The organism is Nitrosomonas ureae, assembly GCF_900206265.1.
Taxonomy (GTDB): domain Bacteria; phylum Pseudomonadota; class Gammaproteobacteria; order Burkholderiales; family Nitrosomonadaceae; genus Nitrosomonas; species Nitrosomonas ureae_C.
The window spans coordinates 1,116,132-1,137,120 of the sequence record NZ_LT907782.1 but is presented as its reverse complement, the minus strand read 5'-3'; the positions used below and the strand labels follow the sequence as shown (position 1 = coordinate 1,137,120).

Below are 20,989 nucleotides of genomic sequence, written 5' to 3'. Positions count from 1 at the left end.
CATAGATTGTATTTTTATCTTATTCAGGAGCAAGCATGCCAGATAATAAACGTAGTCAGGCTATTACTCAGGGTACTCAACACGCGCCTAGTCGTGCCATGTTGCGTGCAGTCGGTTTTAACGATGAGGATTTTAATAAACCGATTGTCGGAGTTGCTAATGGCTATTCAACGATTACACCGTGTAATAAAGGATTGAACGAGCTATCGTTAAAAGCTGAATCAGCATTGAGGCAAGCAGGTGCCATGCCACAGATGTTCGGCACCATTACGGTGTCGGACGGGATCTCGATGGGTACTGAGGGCATGAAGTATTCTTTGGTTTCGCGAGAAGTTATTGCGGATTCGATTGAAACCTGCGTGCAGGCTGAAAGTATGGATGGTGTGATTGCTATCGGTGGTTGCGATAAAAACATGCCGGGTGCAATGATTGCGATTGCACGCATCAATGTGCCGGCAATCTTTGTTTATGGTGGCACGATTAAGCCGGGGCATTATAAAAATCAGGATCTGACTATTGTCAGCGTATTTGAAGCGGTGGGACAGCACAGTGCAAAGAAGATTGATGATCAGGAATTGCTGCAGATTGAGCGTAATGCCTGCCCGGGTGCAGGTTCTTGCGGTGGCATGTTTACTGCCAATACAATGTCATCCGCGTTTGAAGCGATGGGTATGAGCCTGCCCTATTCTTCCACGATGTCGGCTGAAGACGATGAGAAATTGATCAGCACCGGACAATCCGCCGAGGTATTGGTTAATGCCATCAAAAGGCAAATCCTGCCGCGTGACATCATCACGCGTAAATCGATTGAAAATGCTGTGGCTGTAATTATGGCAGTGGGCGGATCGACTAATGCCATCCTGCATTTTCTGGCGATTGCGCATGCGGCTGAAGTCGAGTGGAGCATTGATGATTTCGAGCGGATGCGCAGTAAAGTGCCGGTACTGTGTGATCTTAAACCCTCTGGACGTTATGTGACCGCTGATTTGCATCGGGCGGGTGGAATCCCGCAGGTGATGAAAATGTTGCTGAATCACGAGCTGTTACATGGGGATTGCCTTACGATCAGTGGACAAACTATTGCGGAAGTTTTGAAAGCAATTCCGGATACACCTCGTGCCGATCAGAATGTGATTCGCCAATGGGACAATCCAATGTATGCGCAAGGACATCTGGCTATTTTGAAAGGTAATTTATCCACTGAAGGGTGCGTGGCGAAAATTTCCGGAATTAAAAATCCGAAGATTACCGGGCCTGCGCGTGTATTTGAATCGGAAGAAACGTGCATGGCGGCAATCCTGGCGCGAAAAATTCAACCCGGTGACGTAGTGGTCATTCGTTACGAAGGTCCCAAAGGCGGCCCGGGTATGCGCGAAATGTTGTCGCCGACTTCCGCTTTGATCGGTGAAGGTTTGGGTGATTCGGTTGGATTGATTACCGATGGGCGTTTTTCCGGTGGAACATACGGCATGGTGGTTGGCCATGTGGCACCGGAAGCTTTCGTCGGTGGAACCATTGCACTCGTGCACGAAGGAGATTCAATTACCATTGATGCCGAACGGCGACTGTTGCAATTGAACGTGCCTGATGATGTGCTTGCGCAACGCCGTGCATCCTGGCAATCGCCGCCGCCGCGTTATGTGCGTGGAGTTTTGGCAAAATATGCAAAACTGGTATCAAGTGCCAGTGCAGGCGCAATAACGGATTGATTCCGTGCATTATCGATATTATTTAGTTCATGCGTGTTCACTGGAACTAAATAATTTACTCCGAAGTCTCAGCAAGGCAGTATCATCAGAGCCTGCAGTTGGGGTGGTAAGTGCGTGAGGATGTTGAGCAACAGATTGAACGTTGAAAATCACAAAACTTATAGGAATTGCTGCAAGTCTGTAAAGTTCGGGTTAGAATATCAGCCCATTTATAATTTTAATAAGGAAGAGATATGAAAAAAGTATTAATTGGAGCAGTAGCTGCATCTGCCTTTTTCTTAGTCGGTGTTGCACAAGCAGATGCCGATCTGGCAAAAAACAGTGGTTGTTTGAATTGCCACAATGTTGATACTAAGTTAGTGGGCCCAAGCCTGAAAGATATTGCCGCTAAATACGCAGATCAAGCTGATGCGTCTGCCTATCTGGCAGATAAGATTGTAAAAGGGAGCAATGGAGTTTGGGGTCCGATCCCAATGCCACCAAACGCTAACGTTAGCCCGGAAAATGCTAAAGTGTTAGCTGATTTTATCCTGACACTGAAGTAATTAAGTATTCAGAATTCAGAAAAGCCGACGTCTAAAAGCGTCGGCTTTTTGTTTGCATAAAACTTTTATTATTGCGGTAGGTAAAAATGAAGACTCGTATTAAGTGGAAAGGCAACGTTAGTTTCGTGGCTGAATCCGGCAGCGGTCATTCGATATTGATGGATGGCGCACCTGAAGCAGGAGGACAGAATCAGGGGCCGCGGCCAATGGAAATGTTGTTAATGGGGTTAGGCGGTTGCACTACATTTGATGTGGTGCTGATTCTGAAAAAAAGCCGTCAGGATATTACCGATTGCGAGGTGGAAATTGAAGCTGAGCGTGCATCTGTCGACCCAAAGGTATTTACTCATATTCATTTGCATTTCATTATCACAGGTCGCAATTTGAATTCACAGCAGGTAGAACGAGCGATAAACTTGTCCTCTGAGAAATATTGCTCGGCTTCGATCATGCTCAAACAGACGGTTAAGATCACGCATGATTTTGAGATTATTAATTCCTAGTTATCAATGAATTGTATGGGTATAAATCTATGCCGCTAAAATAAACCTGATTCGTGGGCTTGCTGATCAGCGTGATAGCTGGAACGCACCATTGGCCCGCAAGCAGCGTGACTAAACCCCATTGCAAGTGCCGCATGCTCGAAAGCTTTAAATGCTTCGGGCGTAACATAACGCATGACTGGTAAATGGCCGATACTGGGTTGTAAATATTGACCAATAGTCAGCATCTCCACATTGTGACTGCGCAAATCATGCAATACTTCCATAATTTCCTCGTCAGTTTCTCCCAAGCCCAGCATTAAACCTGATTTTGTCGGGATATAAGGAAAATTATTCTTGAAATCTTTTAATAACTTCAGTGAATTGTTATAGTCTGCGCCGGGCCGACACTGCTTGTATAATCTGGGTACGGTTTCGAGGTTATGGTTTAAAACATCCGGTGGGCAAGCTGAGAGTTTTTCCAGGGCAATTTCAAGACGGCCTCTAAAATCCGGTACCAGAGTTTCAATTTTGGTAGTTGGAGAGTGAACACGTATTTCGCGGATGCAATCGACGAAGTGTTGAGCACCACCATCGCGCAAATCGTCACGATCTACACTGGTGATCACTACATATTTTAATCGCATCGCCGCAATTGATTGCGCCAAATGTAACGGTTCATCGGCATCTGGGGGCTTGGGCCTGCCGTGAGCGACATCGCAAAAAGGGCAGCGGCGTGTACATAAGTCGCCCAAAATCATAAAAGTTGCCGTTCCTTTTCCAAAGCATTCGCCAATATTGGGACATGATGCTTCTTCGCAGACCGTATGAAGCTTATGTTCGCGCAGCAGCCGCTTAACTTCGTAATAGTTTTCGCTACTGGAGGAACGAACGCGAATCCACGAAGGTTTACGCAACAGATCATTGCGTGATTGTGGCGCTATTTTGACAGGATTGCGCGCAGTTTTGTCAGCGCCTTTTTGCCGGGTATCGGTGGTCATGATGATAAACTGATTATCCTTTAAGAAGTTTTACTTGTAATTGATCTGCTAGCTTGTTGCTTAATATTTCTAACCCATCGGGAATGCCCAGATCTTTGGTTTGTGTAACTTGGAGGCCCTGGTAACCGCATGGATTAATGTAGGAGAATGGAGTCAGATCCATATCCACGTTCAAAGCGATGCCGTGATAACAGAAATTTTTCCTGATTTTAAGTCCCAATGATGCAATTTTAGCGTTGTTGACGTAAACACCCGGCGCCTCAATCCGTTCTGATGCATCGATATGATAGCTCTTCAATAAATCAATTACAGCACTTTCCATGTTTCTGACCAATTCGCGTACGCCGAGTTTTAATCGGCGTATATCCAGCAGCAAATAAGCAACAATCTGTCCCGGCCCATGATAGGTGATTTGACCGCCACGATCTGTTTTAATGACATCAATACCATGACTGTTTAATAAATGCTCATCCTTTCCTGCAATCCCTTGAGTAAACACGGGCGGATGCTGTAATAACCAGATTTCATCATAGGTTTGGACAGTTCTGGCTTGGGTGAAATCCCTCATGGCCTGCCAGATAGGCAGATAATCCGATAACCCGATAGTTTTTATAATAAAGCGCTGCTGTGCATGAGTGGATAATAAATGCTGGTGTCGCATGGATAATCACAATACCACCGAGATCATGGGATGTTCTGATAACGCCTGATATAAATCATCCAGCTGGGATCGGGAAGTCGCGCGAATGGTACAGGTGAGGCTTAAATAAGTACCATTCCTGCTGGTTTTGATCGCCGTAGTGTTAACATCGAAATCGGGGGCGTGGTATTTAACAATAGCCAGGGTTGTTTGAGTAAAGTCCTGCTGTGCTTTCCCCATAATCTTGATTGGAAAATCACAAGGATACTCGATTAATGAAGCTTGTTCTGTCATAACTGCCAATCGAAGATAATTTGATTTTTAATCAATTTGTTAAACGGCTTGTAATTTGTCCGCGCATGTGAGTTGCTTTATATTCTTGATAGAGCGCATGCAGCTGCCTAAATAATTCTCCTGGTTTGCCATCTCCCACGGATTGATTATCCAATAAGGTAATCGGCATGATTTCTTTGGTCGATGATGTCAGCAGAATTTCATCAGCCATGCGCGTTTCCGTTTCAGAAATTTCCCGGATTTCATGAGGAATTTGATTGGCTGCAGCTAGTTCGAGCACTACATCATATGTGATTCCGGGTAGCATCAAATTACTTTTGGGGGGGGCAAACAGAACTTTATCCTTAACGATGAAAATATTACTGGCGGCACCTTCGGTCAGGAATTGATTCCGGATCAAGATAGTTTCAAGTGCATGCCTATCTACTGCCAATTGCCGCAACAATACGTTGGGTAACAGAGAAATGGCTTTGACGTCGCAGCGAATCCAGCGATTATCGGTAGCTGTAATAGCCGATGCACCAGTTTTGAGCAATTCTTCGGGTGGCTGCGGCAACGGATTGCTCATAATGAAAACAGTGGGTGGAACGTTCGCAGGAAAAGCATGATCGCGTTTGGCCACTCCACGGGTGATGTGCAGATAAAGATATTGATCTTCTCCATCATTATTGGCAATGATCTGGTTTAAAATGTTTTTCCATTCATCATTACTGCATGGATTCTGCAGACGTATACCATCCAGGCTGTGTTGCAGACGTATAAGGTGTTCAGCAAGTCTGAAAGGTTTGCGTGAATATACGGGTATAACCTCATACACACCATCTCCGAAAATAAAGCCACGATCCAACACAGGAATGAATGCCTCTTCGATGGGCATAAACTTGCCATTCAGATATATCATGCGAGATTCTTTTTGTGAGTTAAGTTGGAGATTAATTAAACAACAATTTTACACTATCCCATGCACGACCCAGGAAGCTGGCTGAATCAACCTTTTCCAAGGCCACTAATGGGTAAATTTCGACCGTCTTATCATCGAGTGTAAATTTGACTGTGCCAACTTCCTGTCCAAGTTGAATTGGTGCAATCAGAGGTTGTTTATACTCCATGGTGGCTTTTAATTTGTCCGCCTGCCCTTTGGGTAGTGTGAAAAAAACATCGCGGTCGAATCCGGCTTTCAATTCATTCTGAGTGCCTTTCCATAAATGGATAGTGGCAAGTGAATCATTTTTTTTGTACAGATGCAGCGTATCGTAAAATTGAAAGCCATAATTAAGCAGGCGTTGACTTTCTATACTGCGTGCATTGGCCGATTTGGCACCAATGATCACTGAGATCAATCGTCGTTTATCCCGTATCGCCGATGTAATTAGGCAATAACCGGCAGCTTTAGTCCAGCCTGTTTTCATGCCGTCAACATGCGGATCGATCCATAGCAGCCGATTTCGATTAGGTTGGGTAATATTGTTATAGGTATACTCTTTTAACGAATAAAGTGGGTAAAAATCCGGAAAATCACGAATAATCGCCGTTGCCAGTAATGTTAAATCATGGGCTGTTGTATAGTGACCGGGGTCAGGCAATCCGGTTGTATTGGTGAAATGTGTGTTCTGCATTCCCAGGCGCTTCGCTTCCTTATTCATGATAATTACGAAGTTTGCTTCCGAACCTGCGACGGTTTCAGCTAGAGCAATGCAAGCATCATTACCGGACTGGACGATCATACCGCGGATTAGTTCATCCACAGTAACCTGTTTATTGGGCTCGATAAACATGCGTGAACCAATCATGCGCCAAGCACTTTCGGATACCACGGCGGTTTGATCCAGCGCAAGCTGCCCCTGCTTTAATGCCGAAAACACCACATAAGCAGTCATCAATTTAGTGAGAGATGCCGGTTCTATGCGTTCATGCACATTTTGTCCAGCCAATACTTGTCCCGTTTGATAATCTGATAGCATAAAAGCTTTAGCAGCTACAGGAATTTCTTGTTGCTGTGCAGATGCTGATGAAACAGTCAGGCACGTTAGCAATAATACAAATAAAAGCTTCATATGAATCCGCAAAAAATGAATATTATATCTTGCCGTCAAAGAATCTAAAACCTTCTAGTTTTAAAACACAATAGATGCAAGACTAATTGACAGTTTTTAGAAATTATCATGGAGTAAGATTAGCAAACCGGCATCGTGAACAATCAGCGATAAAGTGAAACTGCTGGAATTTTTTCATGAACAAAGATAGCAGATTTCTCAATTATTGAAAGCGGATTTTAGGCCGGGCATATTCATATCGAAGGCATTATCAAAATTTAATCTTTTTTATCATCGATGGTATCCACCTAGATAGTGTCTCCCGATGAAATTATGCCTTCCATGCAGGTGTTTATGTCCACCGATAAAGTATCGGTATCCCCCGCGCATATGTCTGGATCCGCCGATAAAGTGCTTATGTACTCCGATGTAACCTGGATTAATGTAAATGGGCGATTGATGTCCATAGCCGTGGGCTGTGTTTCGATAGTACCCTAAGCCTCCATAGTATGGGGTGGCCACACATCCACTCAGAGAAAGTATCCCAATTATTATAGATCCAATAAGAATGCTTTTTACATTCATGATTTGTCTCCTGATTAAAACTAAGGCATAGATAATTCATAAAAATTTTTATATAAACTTCATCTATGTTTTTTAGTGCAACAACCATCTATTTTAATTGTGCAAGTTTTGGGCTTAATAGAAGCTGAATGCAAACTTATTGGATATTTCTTAATGCATTGTAATAACCGGATAAGTTTTTGCAGAAATAGGATCTTATAAATATTTTCAATCGATTGTTGCTCTAATCTCTAATGCCGGTGTAGTAGCCTGTCATGATGATTGTCAGTACATAATTTTTTTAGTTTGGAGCTTCGTTAGAGAATCAATTATTACATCGAATTTTCCGGACCTGTCTTGCAGTTGCTGATTGTTAACGATACATCGGGGAAGTGATTGCCTAAAGCAGCTACTTATAAGTTCGATTACTGTAGAAAGTAGAAAATATTGGAATTGATTTTGCAGGTTATTCAGGTGTAACGTAATTGTACAAAATATCCTCTGATAACTATGATATTTTCCAAGTTAAATTCTCTCCGGCATAAAGAGGAATCAATTTTTCATTTGCAAATTCGAATTGCTCGGGAACAGTCCAGTATTCTTTTTTTAACGTAATATGGCTGCTATTGCGGGGTAATTGATAGAAATCCGCACCATAGAAACTGGCAAAAGCCTCCAATTTTCCAAGCGCACCTGCCTGTTCGAATGCTGTGGCATATAATTCAATAGCGGCATGGGCTGTGTAAATGCCAGCGCAGCCACAGGAATTTTCTTTATTGATCTGTGCGTGCGGCGCACTGTCAGTACCCAGAAAAAATTTCGGATTCCCACTGGTTGCTGCATTTAGTAATGCTTGACGATGAATTTCGCGTTTCAAGACAGGCAAGCAAAAGTGATGAGGACGGATACCGCCTTGAAAAATCGCATTACGATTCAACAATAAGTGATGTGCCGTAATCGTAGCAGCAATAAATTTGGATGCTTCTTTTACAAACATTACGGCATCAGTGGTAGTGATATGCTCGAATATGATGCGCAAACTGGGAAAACGCCGTATCAGAGGATCTAGCACACGATCGATAAAAATCTTTTCTCTATCAAATATATCTACATTGGCATCTGTTACTTCACCATGCACCAGCAACAGCAGATTATTTTGTTCCATTGCCTCCAAGGTTGCATAGCATTTGGTAATATCGGTCACTCCGGCATCCGAATTTGTGGTCGCGCCGGCCGGATACAGTTTTACTCCCTGTACCGCTTTACTTTCTTTTGCTCGAGCGATTTCTGAAGGTGCTGTATTGTCAGTTAAATACAGTGTCATGAGCGGATCAAAGCTGCCATGCAACGGCTCAGGTAAAGCAGCCAAAATTCTTGCACGGTAAGATAAGGCCATATCTGTTGTTACAATCGGCGGCTTAAGATTAGGCATAATGATTGCGCGCGCAAATTGCTTTGCAGTATGAGGTAGTACGAAGCGCAATTGCTCGTCGTCACGTAAATGTAAGTGCCAATCATCTGGACGGATAATAGTTATGCAGGTCAAGGGTTAGTAGCCACCAAATATAAGGAATATGGTCTGAATTATAGCGTAGGCATCATCATTGTACTATTCGGGATATCGTACATTTTTTAACTTCAATGCCAGTTGATAGAGCGAATTCTTGCTTTCACCAGTGATCTCTGCTGCGAGTTTAACTGATTGTTTTAACGGAAGTTCAATGAGCAAGCATTTTAATGTGCGCTCTGCTTGTTCACTGATTTCGGATTTATCCGTAGGTTCCGCACCGGACAGCAATAAAACGAATTCACCTTTTTGCTGATTGATATCTTCTTGCAGCCAGGAATGAATTTCGTATAAAGTTCCTCGGTGGATAGTTTCAAATAATTTAGTTAATTCCCGGGCAACAGTCAGTTCCCGCTGAGGCCCAAAAACATCCAGCATGTCGATTATGCATTCCAGAATCCGATGAGGCGCTTCATAAAATATTAATGTGCACAGCTGTGGTTTTAATTCGATTAGTGCACGTTTACGTAATCCAGTTTTAGCCGGTAAGAAACCATAAAATAGGAAATGTGGATTTGTAATGCCGCTGGCTGATAGGGCGCAAATTGCTGCATTTGCACCGGGAATGGGAATAATTGAGTATCCCTGCGCACGTACGTATTGAACTAGGATTGCGCCTGGATCGGAAATGCCGGGGGTGCCTGCATCTGTTATTAAAGCAACACTTTTTCCGCTATTTAATAGTGCCAGAATCTTATTGGAAACGACTGCCTCATTGTGTTGATGAAGGCTAATAAGTTTGGAGGAGATGGCGTGCGCAGCAAATAAATGTCCGGAAACCTGTATATGTTCTGCGGCAACCACATCTACTTTTGTCAGAATATCTAAAGCCCGTAGACTGATATCGTTTAAATTTCCTATTGGTGTGGCAACCACATATAATGTACTTTTGCTCGGCATGATCCTCACAATGCAACGTTTTTTTACCATTACCCTAGCGGTAATCTTGTTATTAAGTTTTAACTTTTCATCAACGGCGACCGATCTCGATGAACAAGGCCGGTTGGAAAGTTTACCGGAATCCGCACTAGTACCCCATATTGCGCTATTACTGCCTTTGGAATCTGCTTCATTTGGTGAAGCTGCTAATGTTGTGAAAGATGGTTTTGTGGCTGCCACACAACGCGGCGAACCGCTTCCAGCAATTATTCGGTTATATTCTACTACTGACGATCCGCTCGATATTTTGATTACTTATTATCAGGCACTCAATGCCGGTGCAATATTCATCGTCGGCCCTCTTACGCGTGACGGTGTTGCGGCTGTAGCCTCCAGCCATTTCTCAAATGTACCTACTTTAGCACTGAACACTGCAGACAGTGATGCTACCTTACCACCAAAATTATATTTTTTTGGCTTGCAAATGGAATCTGAAGCGAATCAACTTGCTGAATTAGCACTGTCAAGCGGTAAAAATCATGCCATTGTCATCGGTGATGACAGTCCTTTATCCAAACGGCTCCAGAACGCTTTTACACTGCGATGGCAAAATGAAATTGATAAAACTGCCGAATCATTTTTGTATGCTGATAATCCAATTACGCTTCAGCAATTTCGTAATTTGACTGCTGGTAGCGGTCATTTAGTTTTTCTTGCTCTGGACGCAGTTAAGTCACGTTTGCTACGCTCTTACCTTGATCCGGAAGTGCCTGTATATGCTACATCACAGGTTTTTTCAGGAGCAGATAATTTTTTATTCAATAATGATCTTAATGGTATTCAGTTTCTTGATATGCCCTGGCTACTGCAGCCCGATCATCCTGCTGTCATGGCTTATCGTCATCTCAGTCCCACTAGAAGCATGGATATGGAACGCCTTTATGCGCTGGGGATTGATGCTTTCCGGTTGCTGGCAAATTTAATGTTGCCACAACCTGTTAGCGCAATCGCTATTGACGGTGTAACCGGGCAGATTCGCTATCAATCACCTAATCAATTTGTGCGTGAGCTTGTTGCAGCACAGTTTGAGAATGGTAAAGTTCAACTCATAAAAAATGCAAAAAATATTGCAGAAGATGAATGGTAGTGAAGCTGAAAAAATCGCTTTATTATATTTGCAGCGGCAACATTTGGTTTTGGTCGAAAAAAACTATCGTTGTCGCTTTGGAGAAATTGATCTGATAATGCGCGATGGAGAAACGCTGGTTTTCATTGAAGTGCGTATGCGCACAAATGAAAAATATGGTGGAGCAGCAGCGAGTATTACTTCTAAGAAGCAGTTAAAAATATTAAGAACCGCACAATATTATCTAACTGAATTAAAAATAGAATCACCTTGTCGATTTGATGCACTTTTATTGTCTGGTATTAATGGACAGGAGATCGAGTGGCTCAGAGATGCGTTTGGCGAATAAGTAGAGCAGTGGCTATTTGTTAATAAGAAAAACAATGCAGAGATATGAGTTAATTCTTTGTTTATCCTATTATTAGGATAGTTAGCCCGATTATTGTGATCTGCAGGTCATGGAAAAATGGTTTGTATGGGTGTAACGAAGGAATAAAATTTGAGCTATCTAATTATATTGATCTCTACCGGGTCTATTCTCAGCTCCTTGAGGCGTAAGCTGGCGAAAATCAGCGACTCGAGGAGTGCGCCATTAATACTTTAACGCTTACGACGAGTGTTTTATTTTGCGTACCCTCTATAGTAACTACCGTAAATATGCTTTCAATGAGCACGGTATTTTAACAAACATTTCGCCCACAATTAACATATCCGACAGATTCCTTTTATAACTATCAACTTTCGATAGTCACTTCCGTTAAGTATTTTAAAAACTTCAATTCATATACTAGTTGATTTAATTAACTTCATTAATTTATAACAATACTGGGTACGTTATTCAATGAATAAATATCAATTAAAAAATATTAACTCGAGAGTAAGAAAGAAATATTATAGGATCAGAGGCTTATTTAATATCTTATATCGGAGCATAAGAGAAAAAATTAATAAAGGCATGGATAATGACATATTACCGTTAGTCATTGCACCATTAATTTTTATTAGTTTTGCTGGTTTGGAATGGTGGAGTTGGTATCTTGATGTGTCAATTCCTTCGCCTATTTTAATAATAATTATTGCAACTGGACTAGGTGCACTATGCTATATCTACGAATTGTTAGAGCGCAAAGAGACAGCAGATAAAAAAGAAAGGATTGGAGTTACTGCAGATCATAAGCACCCGGAATTACATTAGAAACAGAAGTGCATCGAAATAGTTGGGCATTTTTGAAAAGTGAAGTGGTCACCTGCAACAACTGTACAACCTGAGTGTAAAATTAAGCTCTGCTATCGTTAGTTAATCAGGCCCGATCAGCCTGATGAATTGCTTGATATTGATAATAAACCTCGTTGGGAGTTCGGGTATCAAGGACCTTGATGAAAACGTTCCTGATTGTACCAATCAAACCACTGAGTCAAACTTTTCCTTATATCCTTTAAATTACTGAGTGCGCCAATGTATAAGAACTCATACTCATACTCATACTTAGACTTTGGGCCATAATCGTTCAACAAAATATTATCATGATAACAACCTGTTCCATTCATACTGATCTGTATATCGTGATTCTTCAAAACAATAATCCATGCTTTGCTGGTAAACTGAGCATTCTGATTGGTATTGAGTATCGCGGACAACTGAGATTTTGAATCTCTCCGGGATATATTCCCCGCCCCTTGGGGCGTAATATATTTGCGTGAGCGAATATATACATAAGAGCCATAATGAAACAGTGCTGCTTTATCATGTGGTGTTTCCGGCGAAATATCGCCGCGCCGTATTTGATGAAGCTGTGGACGGGGTGTTGCGGGATGTCTGTTTAGATCTCGAACGGCGTTACCAGTTGAAATTCATGGAGATTGGTACAGATAAGGATCATGTGCATTTTCTGGTGCAGTCGGTTCCCGCATACAGTGGGACAAAACTGGTGACACTGATCAAGAGTATCACGGCGCGGGAGGTATTTCGCTTATGTCCTCATGTGAAGAAACAGCTGTGGGGCGGGGAATTCTGGACTGATGGTTATTTCGTCAGTACAGTTGGCCGTCATGGCGATGAGGACACAATAAGAGATTACGTTAAAAAGCACGGAGATGTCTATCAGCAGTTATACGAAGACAGACAACTCGCTCTCTTCTGATACTCCGCTGCTTGCGGCGGGGTTGTTCATTAATAAAAATATAATAAATAAGTTTCTTTTTTAGAAACCTATTAAAAAGAAGAAGCGTTTGATAGAGATTCAATTCAACTTTGGAATTGAATCTCTTTTTGTTTTATATCGACGATTAGGCAATTGGTTTGCGTTTGGATGGAGTACAGAGCCGATGAACTGCATCTGTATACAGCTATAGCCATTTCTTTTTTTTGAAATAAATAAGTAAGCCAAGGCTAACTAAAATAAAGATTACCCATACTGCAGGATAGGCCCAGCGCCATTTCAGTTCAGGCATATATTCAAAATTCATGCCATAAATACCTGCAATAAAAGTCAATGGTATGAAAATAGTCGCGAAAATAGTCAGGATTTTCATTGTTTCATTCATTTTGTTACTAATATTGGAAAGATAAATATCATGCATTGCTGAGATTCTTTCGCGAAAGGATTCAAGTGAATCATTAACACGTAGCACATGGTCATAGACATCACCAAAATAACGCAATGTTTTTTCCTGCAATAACGGGGTATCAATATGTTGGATTGCTGCCAATAATTCACGTAATGGAGAGATATTACGTTTCATTGAGATCAGGCTGCGGCGTATTTGTTGGATAGTTTGTAGTATTTCTTTATTGGAATTGAGCAAAATATTGTCTTCCAATGAATCGATGACATCATCCAAGCTATCTTCTACTACAAAATACTCATCAACGATGGTGTCAAGAATAACGTATGCCAGATAATCACTGCCTTTTAGCCGCAATCGACCACTGCGATTTTTCAGGTAATGATAGACGGGATCAAATGTAGTATCAGATTTTTCTTTGAAAGTAATAACATAATTGGCTAATAACAAAATACTGATTTGCTCGTACTGTAGGTTGAAAATTTTGTTCTGATCAAGACTGATGCCTTTGATGACCAGATACAGAAAATTTTCATATTCCTCTAGCTTGGGGCGTTGGTGCGTACTTAAAATATCCTCTAACACTAAAGGATGAATGTTCAATTCATGACCGATCCTTTCGACAATATCAATATTGCTTAGTCCGTCTATATTTACCCAAGTGATCAATTCGTTATTTTGCAACGGTTGCAGATCTGAGACTGATGAAATTTCATGATAGATAAGTGTCTCGGCACTGTATTGAATTGCTGAGATTTTACATTCTGATTGATGCTTTGCTCCGATGTGTATCAATGTTCCCGCGGGAAGGCCGGCTTTGTCGGCCGCGCTGCTTTGTGGGGCATGATCAGTTTGTCGATGCTGAGAGTCTGAATAAAATTTTATATGCATTAAGCTTGCCTAAGATAAAGGAGTTAGGCGTTTATTTTAAGCATTCTGATTATGGTGTGGAGAGATGATTGGTAAGGATTTGATTGAACAGAAAAGTATAAGATAAATCTGATTCGCTAAGAATACTCCCCAAATGAGGGGAATTGCTCGTTAAATTGTGACTGAGTGTTTAAAAAATTTGCTCGGATAGATCTGAAGAGCCAATTTGACTGGATTGACTTGGTTTTTTGTCATTTTGAAGAGAACACCAGTCTTGCCATACTTTGCGTGCTTCTTCCACATCGCTGAATGTCCAGAGTACAACGCCATCTTCAGTCATTAGTGTTGCCATTTTATTGGGCCACTCTTTGATTAAGCAGTACATTATTTTCTCCTTGTTATTTTATGATACCGAGGAGCATAACCAAAAAGTATGAAAATTTGATGACTGTATTATGAAGAATTTATGACAATGCATGTATTATGTAGCATTGAACGTCTATTGATGGCATGCTGTCTTTAAGATATTTGGTGAATGCTTAAATTTTTTATTTTGGAAGGAGTTGTCATGAGAAAGATGAATTATTATTTAATTGCTATCGCGGTATCCTTTTTCATAAGCGGATGCGCAACTAATACAGGCGGTACTGGTTCGCTGGGGGCGATCGATCAGGGCCTGTCTACTGTGGAAAGTGCGGCGCAAAGCAGCCGGCAAATCCTGAATACCGGAGCGACGGCTGCAAATGATCCGGCTGGAATGGCGCAAATTGGCTTGGTTGATATTTTATCTCATCGCTTGGGTGTATCGCCGCAACAAGCATTAGGTGGGGCCGGAGCCATATTCCAGATGGCTCAAACTAATATGGATCCGCAAGCATTTGCAACAATATCCCGATCTATTCCAGGAATGGATAACATGTTGAGCGCTGCACCTGCGATGTCAAATTTGTCTGGCAATTTATCTTCATTGATGGGAGATAAAAATAATTCGTTGGGGAATGCTGCTGCATTGGCGGCATCCTTTCAGCAATTGGATCTTTCTCCCGATATGATTGGTCAATTTATTCCTGTTATTACCAGTTATGTAAGTAAGGCAAGTGGGCAAGCCAGTGCTAGTTTGTTGCAATCCGCACTGACCGGACGTTGAGGCAGAATTTACGAGTAACTAAGGCGGAAAAGAATCAGATTTATCGAAATAACGTACGGCATCTTGTACATCAAGCTTTTTGCATTCATTGATGTACAAGGTGTGGAATATCACTTGATTGGAAATTGATTAGTCGTTTAACCCCAATCTTTCCATCCGGTAACGCAATGAACGAACTGTGATGCCTAATGTTTTAGCTGCTTTAGTACGATTGTATCGGCTCTCATTCAACGCCTTGACAATGGAATCTTTCTCCAGTTTATCGAGATAATCCTGTAGCGGTAGATTATGATCTGTCCTCACTTGAGTGGCTATGGCGGAGATTTGAGTGACTTCTGCCGCATCGTTGTTTGGTATTGCTTCAACTTTCTGATTCGGCAATTGCAATTCTTCTATTCCAATGTCCACATCCGGACAAAGCGCTAACGTGCGTTCCAAAATATTTTCAAGTTCACGAACATTCCCTGGAAAATCATAGTTCTTGAGCATGATCATGGCATCTTTTTTGATGTGACAGATAGGTCGATTGGTTTCCTGGCAATGCTTTTCCAGAATAGCTTCTGCAATGAGCGGAATATCTTCGCGCATTTCACGCAATGCAGGCATATTCAATTCAATGACATTCAAACGGTAATACAAATCCTGTCGAAACTGACCTATTGTGACGCAGTGATTTAGCTTTTTGTGAGTGGCACTGATAATTCGCACATCAATATTTTTTTCTTGTGTATCCCCAATCCTTCTTACTTGTTTTTCCTGAATGACCCGAAGCAGCTTAACTTGCATCGTTAATGGCAAATCGGCGACTTCATCAAGAAACAAGGTACCGGCGTTGGCGGTCAGAAAAAATCCATCATGATCTTTTTCCGCGCCAGTAAAGGCACCTTTCTTATAGCCAAAAAATTCACTTTCCATCAAATTTTCTGGAATTGCGCCACAGTTGACTGCAACAAATGGTTGCTTGTGACGGGCACTTCTTTCATGAATCATTTTTGCGGCTAATTCCTTACCACTACCGGATTCACCACTGATATATACTGCCGCTTGACTACGCGAGAGTTTGTCGATAGTTACGCGTAACTGGCGCATGGATTCGGATTCACCAAGTAGCGTGCGTTGTTGACTTATTTCACCTTGTCCTGCTGATTCGATCTTTACCGGTGGAAGGCTCAAAGCCGATTTAACAAGATCACGTAACTGCTTCAAGGAAACAGGTTTTGGTAAATAATCAAAAGCGCCTGCTTTCAGCGCAGCTACTGCATTTTCTGTGGTGCCATACGCAGTAATAACAGCAGTAGGAACATCAACAAAGTGCTGCGAAATATATTTAACCAGCTCCAATCCATTGCCATCAGGCAATCGCATGTCGGTGAGGCATAATTGAAAAGAGTGTGATCGCAGTAGCGCTTTAGCATCATGAATACAAGTTGCGCTAGAAACTTCCATTCCCATTCGGGCAAGTGTGAGCTCTAACAATTCAATAATATCCGGCTCATCATCCACAACTAGTATTCTGGGAGATAAAGTCTTCTTTTGCAGATTAATCCGTTCATTATCTATCGACATGGTTCACTGCAACTAAATATTATTCTAAAATGCCCACTTGAAGAATCTTCAATATAATCAAGCGATGACTGATTAGTTTCACACAGTTCACGCGCCACATATAAACCCAATCCTGTGCCACCATCGGCAGTTGTAAAGAAAGGCTCAAAGATTTCTTTGACCTGCTGCGGATTCACACCCGGACCATCGTCAATAATATTCAGACAAACATTATGCCCGTTGGTTGTCGTAGATAATTCAACAAGAACACTGCCCGCTTGCTTGCGACAATGTCGCCATGCATTCCGGCACAAATTCCAGAGTATTTGGGTCAAGTGATCGCGATCAAAACTGACTAAATCGTTATTGGCGTTTTGAAATATGAATACATCGCTATCAATTTTTTCCACATCGCAAAACTCTTCAAGAAATTTCTTGATAAAATCGTGAGCTTCTAAGATATCCGGTTTTGGAATGTTACGTCGGTTTAGTTGCAATACATCCTGTACGATTTTGTTTAATCGCCGGGTATTATCACAGATGATACGCACCAGGCGGGGATCGGTATGATTTTCTTGTTGTTCTTCCTCCAGAAGTTCCGCTGCGTGATTGATAGCGGACAGCGGGTTACGAATTTCATGTGCAATATTGGCTGTCAAGCGTCCCACTGCTGCCAGTTTGAGTTGCTGCAACTGCGCTTGTATACGCCCCATATCCTCAAGAAAAACTACAACCCCGTTGCTGAAATCAGCTTGTATAGGTAGAAAGCGGGTGCGCACTAATGCATGACTATGCGTTAAGCGCAATAGATCGAAACTCATCTTGCTATCCCCTTGCCAACTTTTAAGTCGGTCAGCTATATCAGGTGCATAGTCGGAAAGCTTGAGCGATTTTGGGTTAGTTGCAGATGATCTTAAATCGAGCAGCTTATCAGCGTAGCTATTATGCTGTCGGATAACGCCATGTTTATCGATTACCAGTACGCCTTCCTGCAGATCCTGAATGACCAGTTGATTGACTTGTGACATATTTGCCAGATCAATACCCCGTTCCTTTGCTAGCTGCTCACTGGCTAAAGTATGTTTGGCTAATTGATGTGCCAGCCAAGCTACAGCAAAATACGCCATGCTCAATAAACCCGCTTGTGAGTACTGAGCCGAATAATAGTTAACCGTAAGCAAGGAATAGGTTTCTTGCAGCAATAAGCTGATTGTCGCAATAGATGCAAGAAATAATGCTAAACGACCGCGGCTGATTAATCCCGCTGCTGCGAGGGATATCAGCAGTATGGCACCCAAACCGCTCTGCAACCCGCCGCTGGCATAGAGCATAATGGTAAAAAAAACAATATCACCAATCACTTGTATGGTTAATTGCCAATTAAACCCGGGGGTTCTTAATTTAACCAGCAACAGGGATATACAGCTGCAAACTACATGTGAAAGTCCTGCGTACAAAAATAGGGTGTAATGATGCGAGCCAAAGTTCGTGAACTCAAATTTCCAAACACTAATGAGCAGGCTACTGCCCAGTATTATGCGGTAAATATTGAAATAATAAAGCGAACACCAATACGGGCCGGTGTACTCAGCACTTGCTGGTTTTGAATGGAAAGGCCAGAATATTGAGTGTTTTGTTTGTGATGAATAAGTAGGTGTTGACACAACGATTAATTTAAGACGAGGAGCCTAAAAACCGATCACAATGCTCCTGACAACAAAAATATTTATCATGTTGCCTGATCGCTTCACTTTTAGGCAAATAAACACCGCAATGCACACAATTGACCGTATCTTCGATCGAATCCTGATTCGATATATTTGAGTCTTTCTTAGAATGGTGGCTCTTAATTATCCAATAGATCAATATCGCGATTAGGATATAAAAGAATAATTTTCCCATTTTTCTTCAGTTCTCTATGAAATGACATCAATCTAATTATTAAAATAATTTTTTTGGATTGCCAAAGAATGAATTAATTTTTTCCGTATTGAATCGGCTGCTGTTAACACGGCATAAGTTAAGCATAGCAATTTTGGCCTCAGGCAAATGATCAAACAATGATAGTTTTACTGCCTATCAATAAAATATATAGGGATTATGAAGTCTCAGGGTGATTTCATTATTCAATATTCTGAACTTGCTCTCGCATTTGCTCAATGATCACCTTCAACTCCATAGAGATTCGCGTGATTTCCAAATCAACCGACTTTGATCCGATGGTATTGGCTTCGCGATGCAGTTCCTGCATCATGAAATCGAGCCGTTTCCCGACATAGCCGCCCTTATTTAGAATGTGCTCCACTTCATTCAGATGTGCTTGCAGACGCGAGAGCTCTTCGTCCACATCGATTTTTCCGGCAAATAATGTAATTTCCTGGTGAATCCGTTCATTTTCATAGTTACCTAAAATTTCTTCAAGGCGAGTACGCAGCTTTTCTTCAAAAGCCGAGATAAGTGCGGGAATCCGCGGTGATGCTATCTGTAAAAGTTGACGCATTTGCTCGATGCGATTCAGTAGAATTGATTTGAGTTTATTACCTTCCCGTATCCGTGCGGTTTTTAAATCGTTCAGTGCAGTTTGCAGCAGCATTACCGTGATTTCATCGAATTCTTCGATATTTGCGTGATTACTTCCCAATATGCCAGGCCATTTAAGAATTTCTGCGACGGTTAGCGATGCCGCTACGGAATGTCGTGTTTTAATCATTTGTTCCAGTTGCAGTAATTGCTCTAATAGCGTGTGATCCAGTTGTTGCAAATTTACCGTGCTGACTGATGGGGAAAAATTCAGACGGCATTCGACTTTGCCGCGACCGAGTTGCGCAGTGAGCAGTTCTCGCATTACTGCTTCTTGCTTGCGGAACTCATCCGGCAGGCGGAATAGAATATCCAAATAGCGGTTATTGACTGAGCGTATTTCAATGCTGAAAGATCCGTGAGGTGTTTCCTGGCTAACCGCGGCGTAACCGGTCATGCTGAATATCATGATAGCTGTCTTCTTGGAAATAAAGATAAAGATGGAGAATGTCGGGATGAACCGAAAATACTATAGCTGCAGATTGCCGGAGCAGGTTTGCGGTCAAGCACGCCGCTAGCGGTGAAGGGCGTATTTTTATTTTCTGGATCAAACACGACCTGACTGGCATCGATGTGTCTATAGTCTCCGGGGGCATTGAGCCGCCAGAGATTAGGAATCGATGTATACGGTTGGTGCAGGCAATATGCCTGAGAGTCGCCATGAATTACCAAAACCGGTTTGGCGAATTGTGCAACTTGGCGCTTAATCAAATCACGCAGCTTTCGATAGCCATCGCAATTCGTGCGATTCTCGATTGTACAAGCAGGCTTCTTATGATCAAAATTAAAAATATCGGCGTGGAATGCAATGACAAGTGCTGACGCGGATTCTGCCGCGATGAATAATTGCCGTAACCATTGTTCATTGGCTTGATCGCGATAATCGGCTTCGTCCAAGGCATCCTGCAGGTTGCTGCGTAAAATTTCCATACGACCGTTATTTGTTCCGGGAACATGCAGTGTGGCAAAAACAACTGGACTGGATTCCCATCGTGCATTTTCGATAAAGCCTTCTTGCCGCACAAGACCGGGAATGTCTTTAGTTAATTGATGGTGATCCTGGTGAAAAAAGAGCTGACGCAAGAAGTTGAGCCGTTCCAGTTCGTCATAGCGCGCGGAAAAGGTAAATCGATCACAATCCACCCATTCATTGTCGCCGGGGGTATAGACAACTCTATGGGGATTGAGCTGTGCAATTTGGCGGTAATGATCCAGGAACAATTCGTCGCTGCAGCTTATCCGGCCCTGCTTGAAGTCTCCCAGATGAATGAGTACGGGGGGGTTAAGTGTGCGAATGGCTTTGGCGATGGTGCCATCAGGCTGCTCCAGCAGGGCATATTCGGTATCGGTGTAAGGCATGTCACCCATAACAACAAACCGGGTAAGATGATCAGCCGAGGGGGAGATTAAATTACTAGCCTGCGTGGATACTGTAAAAAAGA

Annotated in this window: 24 protein-coding genes; 9 read left to right on the top strand and 15 right to left on the bottom strand. The window is 42.2% G+C overall.

From position 1 onward, the window contains the following. The first annotated feature begins 35 nt into the window (after positions 1-35). The 3 genes from ilvD (at position 36) to CPG39_RS05150 (ending at position 2,757) form a co-directional block, all read left to right on the top strand. Positions 36-1,709: a dihydroxy-acid dehydratase gene (ilvD, locus tag CPG39_RS05160; protein ID WP_096292357.1), complete on the top strand. Its 1,674-nt coding sequence runs from the start codon at positions 36-38 to the stop codon at positions 1,707-1,709. 233 nt (positions 1,710-1,942) lie between these two features. Next, on the top strand, positions 1,943-2,254 hold the full coding sequence (locus CPG39_RS05155; RefSeq protein WP_013648163.1) for a c-type cytochrome: 312 nt from the start codon (positions 1,943-1,945) through the stop codon (positions 2,252-2,254). Between the two features lie 86 nt (positions 2,255-2,340). Then, complete coding sequence (locus tag CPG39_RS05150; protein WP_096292356.1) at positions 2,341-2,757, top strand: OsmC family protein; 417 nt, start codon at positions 2,341-2,343, stop codon at positions 2,755-2,757. Positions 2,758-2,792: 35 nt separating this feature from the next. Here CPG39_RS05150 and lipA read toward each other — a convergent pair whose 3' ends face one another. The 5 genes from lipA to CPG39_RS05125 are packed head-to-tail and all read right to left on the bottom strand — an operon-like array spanning position 2,793 to position 6,725. Then, complete coding sequence (gene lipA / locus CPG39_RS05145) at positions 2,793-3,737, bottom strand: lipoyl synthase (protein ID WP_096292355.1); 945 nt, start codon at positions 3,735-3,737, stop codon at positions 2,793-2,795. A 13-nt stretch (positions 3,738-3,750) separates the two neighbouring features. Beyond that, the gene (gene lipB / locus CPG39_RS05140; RefSeq protein WP_096292354.1) at positions 3,751-4,398 is read right to left on the bottom strand and encodes a lipoyl(octanoyl) transferase LipB; all 648 of its coding nucleotides are present in this window, start codon (positions 4,396-4,398) and stop codon (positions 3,751-3,753) included. Positions 4,399-4,404: 6 nt separating this feature from the next. Continuing rightward, the gene (locus tag CPG39_RS05135) at positions 4,405-4,671 is read right to left on the bottom strand and encodes a YbeD family protein (protein ID WP_074721181.1); all 267 of its coding nucleotides are present in this window, start codon (positions 4,669-4,671) and stop codon (positions 4,405-4,407) included. Positions 4,672-4,702: 31 nt separating this feature from the next. After that, entirely contained in the window at positions 4,703-5,572 is an 870-nt protein-coding gene (locus tag CPG39_RS05130; RefSeq protein ID WP_096292353.1) for a D-amino acid aminotransferase, read from the bottom strand. A gap of 31 nt (positions 5,573-5,603) precedes the next feature. Beyond that, positions 5,604-6,725 carry a D-alanyl-D-alanine carboxypeptidase family protein gene (locus tag CPG39_RS05125; protein WP_096292352.1) on the bottom strand — a complete coding sequence of 374 codons (1,122 nt, stop codon included), beginning with the start codon at positions 6,723-6,725 and terminating at the stop codon, positions 5,604-5,606. Between the two features lie 333 nt (positions 6,726-7,058). Between CPG39_RS05125 and CPG39_RS14485 the strand changes: the two genes are divergently transcribed. After that, the gene (locus tag CPG39_RS14485; RefSeq protein WP_172424083.1) at positions 7,059-7,202 is read left to right on the top strand and encodes a hypothetical protein; all 144 of its coding nucleotides are present in this window, start codon (positions 7,059-7,061) and stop codon (positions 7,200-7,202) included. Between the two features lie 574 nt (positions 7,203-7,776). Here the strand turns inward: CPG39_RS14485 and pyrC are convergent. After that, a complete protein-coding gene (pyrC, locus tag CPG39_RS05120; protein ID WP_096292351.1) occupies positions 7,777-8,814 on the bottom strand; it encodes a dihydroorotase in 1,038 nt (345 codons plus the stop codon). Between the two features lie 63 nt (positions 8,815-8,877). Then, complete coding sequence (gene rsmI / locus CPG39_RS05115; RefSeq protein ID WP_096292350.1) at positions 8,878-9,735, bottom strand: 16S rRNA (cytidine(1402)-2'-O)-methyltransferase; 858 nt, start codon at positions 9,733-9,735, stop codon at positions 8,878-8,880. Positions 9,736-9,745: 10 nt separating this feature from the next. Here rsmI and CPG39_RS05110 point away from each other — a divergent pair, with 10 nt between their 5' ends. The 3 genes from CPG39_RS05110 (at position 9,746) to CPG39_RS05100 (ending at position 12,035) form a co-directional block, all read left to right on the top strand. Next, complete coding sequence (locus CPG39_RS05110) at positions 9,746-10,861, top strand: penicillin-binding protein activator (protein WP_096292349.1); 1,116 nt, start codon at positions 9,746-9,748, stop codon at positions 10,859-10,861. Continuing rightward, positions 10,851-11,189, top strand: a complete 339-nt coding sequence (locus tag CPG39_RS05105) for a YraN family protein (protein ID WP_096294257.1) — start codon at positions 10,851-10,853, stop codon at positions 11,187-11,189. The genes CPG39_RS05110 and CPG39_RS05105 overlap by 11 nt, the downstream gene beginning before the upstream one ends. 492 nt (positions 11,190-11,681) lie before the next feature. Continuing rightward, positions 11,682-12,035, top strand: coding sequence for a hypothetical protein (locus CPG39_RS05100; protein WP_145956210.1), 354 nt, complete (start codon positions 11,682-11,684; stop codon positions 12,033-12,035). A 170-nt stretch (positions 12,036-12,205) separates the two neighbouring features. On the opposite strand, the gene CPG39_RS15010 is transcribed toward CPG39_RS05100, so the two are convergent. After that, the gene (locus CPG39_RS15010; RefSeq protein ID WP_419866148.1) at positions 12,206-12,388 is read right to left on the bottom strand and encodes an integrase core domain-containing protein; all 183 of its coding nucleotides are present in this window, start codon (positions 12,386-12,388) and stop codon (positions 12,206-12,208) included. A 149-nt stretch (positions 12,389-12,537) separates the two neighbouring features. Between CPG39_RS15010 and tnpA the strand changes: the two genes are divergently transcribed. Beyond that, positions 12,538-12,981 carry an IS200/IS605 family transposase gene (gene tnpA, locus CPG39_RS05090; RefSeq protein ID WP_096292346.1) on the top strand — a complete coding sequence of 148 codons (444 nt, stop codon included), beginning with the start codon at positions 12,538-12,540 and terminating at the stop codon, positions 12,979-12,981. Positions 12,982-13,186: 205 nt separating this feature from the next. On the opposite strand, the gene corA is transcribed toward tnpA, so the two are convergent. Together corA and CPG39_RS05080 are read right to left on the bottom strand one after the other, a co-directional pair. Further along, on the bottom strand, positions 13,187-14,296 hold the full coding sequence (gene corA, locus CPG39_RS05085; RefSeq protein ID WP_096292345.1) for a magnesium/cobalt transporter CorA: 1,110 nt from the start codon (positions 14,294-14,296) through the stop codon (positions 13,187-13,189). A gap of 169 nt (positions 14,297-14,465) precedes the next feature. After that, on the bottom strand, positions 14,466-14,660 hold the full coding sequence (locus tag CPG39_RS05080) for a hypothetical protein (protein ID WP_096292344.1): 195 nt from the start codon (positions 14,658-14,660) through the stop codon (positions 14,466-14,468). Positions 14,661-14,843: 183 nt separating this feature from the next. Between CPG39_RS05080 and CPG39_RS05075 the strand changes: the two genes are divergently transcribed. Continuing rightward, positions 14,844-15,422: a DUF2780 domain-containing protein gene (locus tag CPG39_RS05075; protein WP_096292343.1), complete on the top strand. Its 579-nt coding sequence runs from the start codon at positions 14,844-14,846 to the stop codon at positions 15,420-15,422. 129 nt (positions 15,423-15,551) lie between these two features. Here the strand turns inward: CPG39_RS05075 and CPG39_RS05070 are convergent, their stop codons facing one another. The 5 genes from CPG39_RS05070 to CPG39_RS05050 all read right to left on the bottom strand — a co-directional run bounded on the left by CPG39_RS05070 (position 15,552) and on the right by CPG39_RS05050 (position 20,915). Beyond that, positions 15,552-16,988 (bottom strand): sigma-54-dependent transcriptional regulator, encoded by a 1,437-nt coding sequence (locus tag CPG39_RS05070; RefSeq protein ID WP_096292342.1) that lies wholly within the window; start codon positions 16,986-16,988, stop codon positions 15,552-15,554. After that, positions 16,979-18,379, bottom strand: a complete 1,401-nt coding sequence (locus tag CPG39_RS05065) for a two-component system sensor histidine kinase NtrB (RefSeq protein WP_231990401.1) — start codon at positions 18,377-18,379, stop codon at positions 16,979-16,981. The genes CPG39_RS05070 and CPG39_RS05065 overlap by 10 nt, the downstream gene beginning before the upstream one ends. 262 nt (positions 18,380-18,641) lie before the next feature. Next, positions 18,642-18,869 (bottom strand): PP0621 family protein, encoded by a 228-nt coding sequence (locus tag CPG39_RS14870; RefSeq protein ID WP_096292340.1) that lies wholly within the window; start codon positions 18,867-18,869, stop codon positions 18,642-18,644. A 220-nt stretch (positions 18,870-19,089) separates the two neighbouring features. Then, positions 19,090-19,956 (bottom strand): YicC/YloC family endoribonuclease, encoded by an 867-nt coding sequence (locus CPG39_RS05055; RefSeq protein WP_096292339.1) that lies wholly within the window; start codon positions 19,954-19,956, stop codon positions 19,090-19,092. After that, the gene (locus CPG39_RS05050) at positions 19,953-20,915 is read right to left on the bottom strand and encodes a hypothetical protein (RefSeq protein ID WP_231990400.1); all 963 of its coding nucleotides are present in this window, start codon (positions 20,913-20,915) and stop codon (positions 19,953-19,955) included. The genes CPG39_RS05055 and CPG39_RS05050 overlap by 4 nt, the downstream gene beginning before the upstream one ends. Positions 20,916-20,989 lie beyond the last annotated feature (74 nt).

What these genes read in the sequence shown, in the direction of transcription:
- ilvD (WP_096292357.1), top strand. Translation starts at nt 36, where the DNA reads ATGCCAGATAATAAACGTAGTCAGGCTATTACTCAGGGTACTCAACAC.
- CPG39_RS05155 (WP_013648163.1), top strand. Translation starts at nt 1,943, where the DNA reads ATGAAAAAAGTATTAATTGGAGCAGTAGCTGCATCTGCCTTTTTCTTA.
- CPG39_RS15010 (WP_419866148.1), bottom strand. Translation starts at nt 12,388, where the DNA reads ATGAATGGAACAGGTTGTTATCATGATAATATTTTGTTGAACGATTAT.
- rsmI (WP_096292350.1), bottom strand. Translation starts at nt 9,735, where the DNA reads ATGCCGAGCAAAAGTACATTATATGTGGTTGCCACACCAATAGGAAAT.
- CPG39_RS05075 (WP_096292343.1), top strand. Translation starts at nt 14,844, where the DNA reads ATGAGAAAGATGAATTATTATTTAATTGCTATCGCGGTATCCTTTTTC.
- CPG39_RS05070 (WP_096292342.1), bottom strand. Translation starts at nt 16,988, where the DNA reads ATGTCGATAGATAATGAACGGATTAATCTGCAAAAGAAGACTTTATCT.
- CPG39_RS05105 (WP_096294257.1), top strand. Translation starts at nt 10,851, where the DNA reads ATGAATGGTAGTGAAGCTGAAAAAATCGCTTTATTATATTTGCAGCGG.
- lipA (WP_096292355.1), bottom strand. Translation starts at nt 3,737, where the DNA reads ATGACCACCGATACCCGGCAAAAAGGCGCTGACAAAACTGCGCGCAAT.
- CPG39_RS05125 (WP_096292352.1), bottom strand. Translation starts at nt 6,725, where the DNA reads ATGAAGCTTTTATTTGTATTATTGCTAACGTGCCTGACTGTTTCATCA.
- corA (WP_096292345.1), bottom strand. Translation starts at nt 14,296, where the DNA reads ATGCATATAAAATTTTATTCAGACTCTCAGCATCGACAAACTGATCAT.
- CPG39_RS05055 (WP_096292339.1), bottom strand. Translation starts at nt 19,956, where the DNA reads ATGATATTCAGCATGACCGGTTACGCCGCGGTTAGCCAGGAAACACCT.
- CPG39_RS05100 (WP_145956210.1), top strand. Translation starts at nt 11,682, where the DNA reads ATGAATAAATATCAATTAAAAAATATTAACTCGAGAGTAAGAAAGAAA.
- CPG39_RS05050 (WP_231990400.1), bottom strand. Translation starts at nt 20,915, where the DNA reads ATGGGTGACATGCCTTACACCGATACCGAATATGCCCTGCTGGAGCAG.
- CPG39_RS14870 (WP_096292340.1), bottom strand. Translation starts at nt 18,869, where the DNA reads ATGGGAAAATTATTCTTTTATATCCTAATCGCGATATTGATCTATTGG.
- CPG39_RS05110 (WP_096292349.1), top strand. Translation starts at nt 9,746, where the DNA reads ATGCAACGTTTTTTTACCATTACCCTAGCGGTAATCTTGTTATTAAGT.
- CPG39_RS05130 (WP_096292353.1), bottom strand. Translation starts at nt 5,572, where the DNA reads ATGATATATCTGAATGGCAAGTTTATGCCCATCGAAGAGGCATTCATT.
- CPG39_RS05080 (WP_096292344.1), bottom strand. Translation starts at nt 14,660, where the DNA reads ATGTACTGCTTAATCAAAGAGTGGCCCAATAAAATGGCAACACTAATG.
- CPG39_RS05135 (WP_074721181.1), bottom strand. Translation starts at nt 4,671, where the DNA reads ATGACAGAACAAGCTTCATTAATCGAGTATCCTTGTGATTTTCCAATC.
- CPG39_RS05150 (WP_096292356.1), top strand. Translation starts at nt 2,341, where the DNA reads ATGAAGACTCGTATTAAGTGGAAAGGCAACGTTAGTTTCGTGGCTGAA.
- lipB (WP_096292354.1), bottom strand. Translation starts at nt 4,398, where the DNA reads ATGCGACACCAGCATTTATTATCCACTCATGCACAGCAGCGCTTTATT.
- CPG39_RS14485 (WP_172424083.1), top strand. Translation starts at nt 7,059, where the DNA reads ATGTCCACCGATAAAGTATCGGTATCCCCCGCGCATATGTCTGGATCC.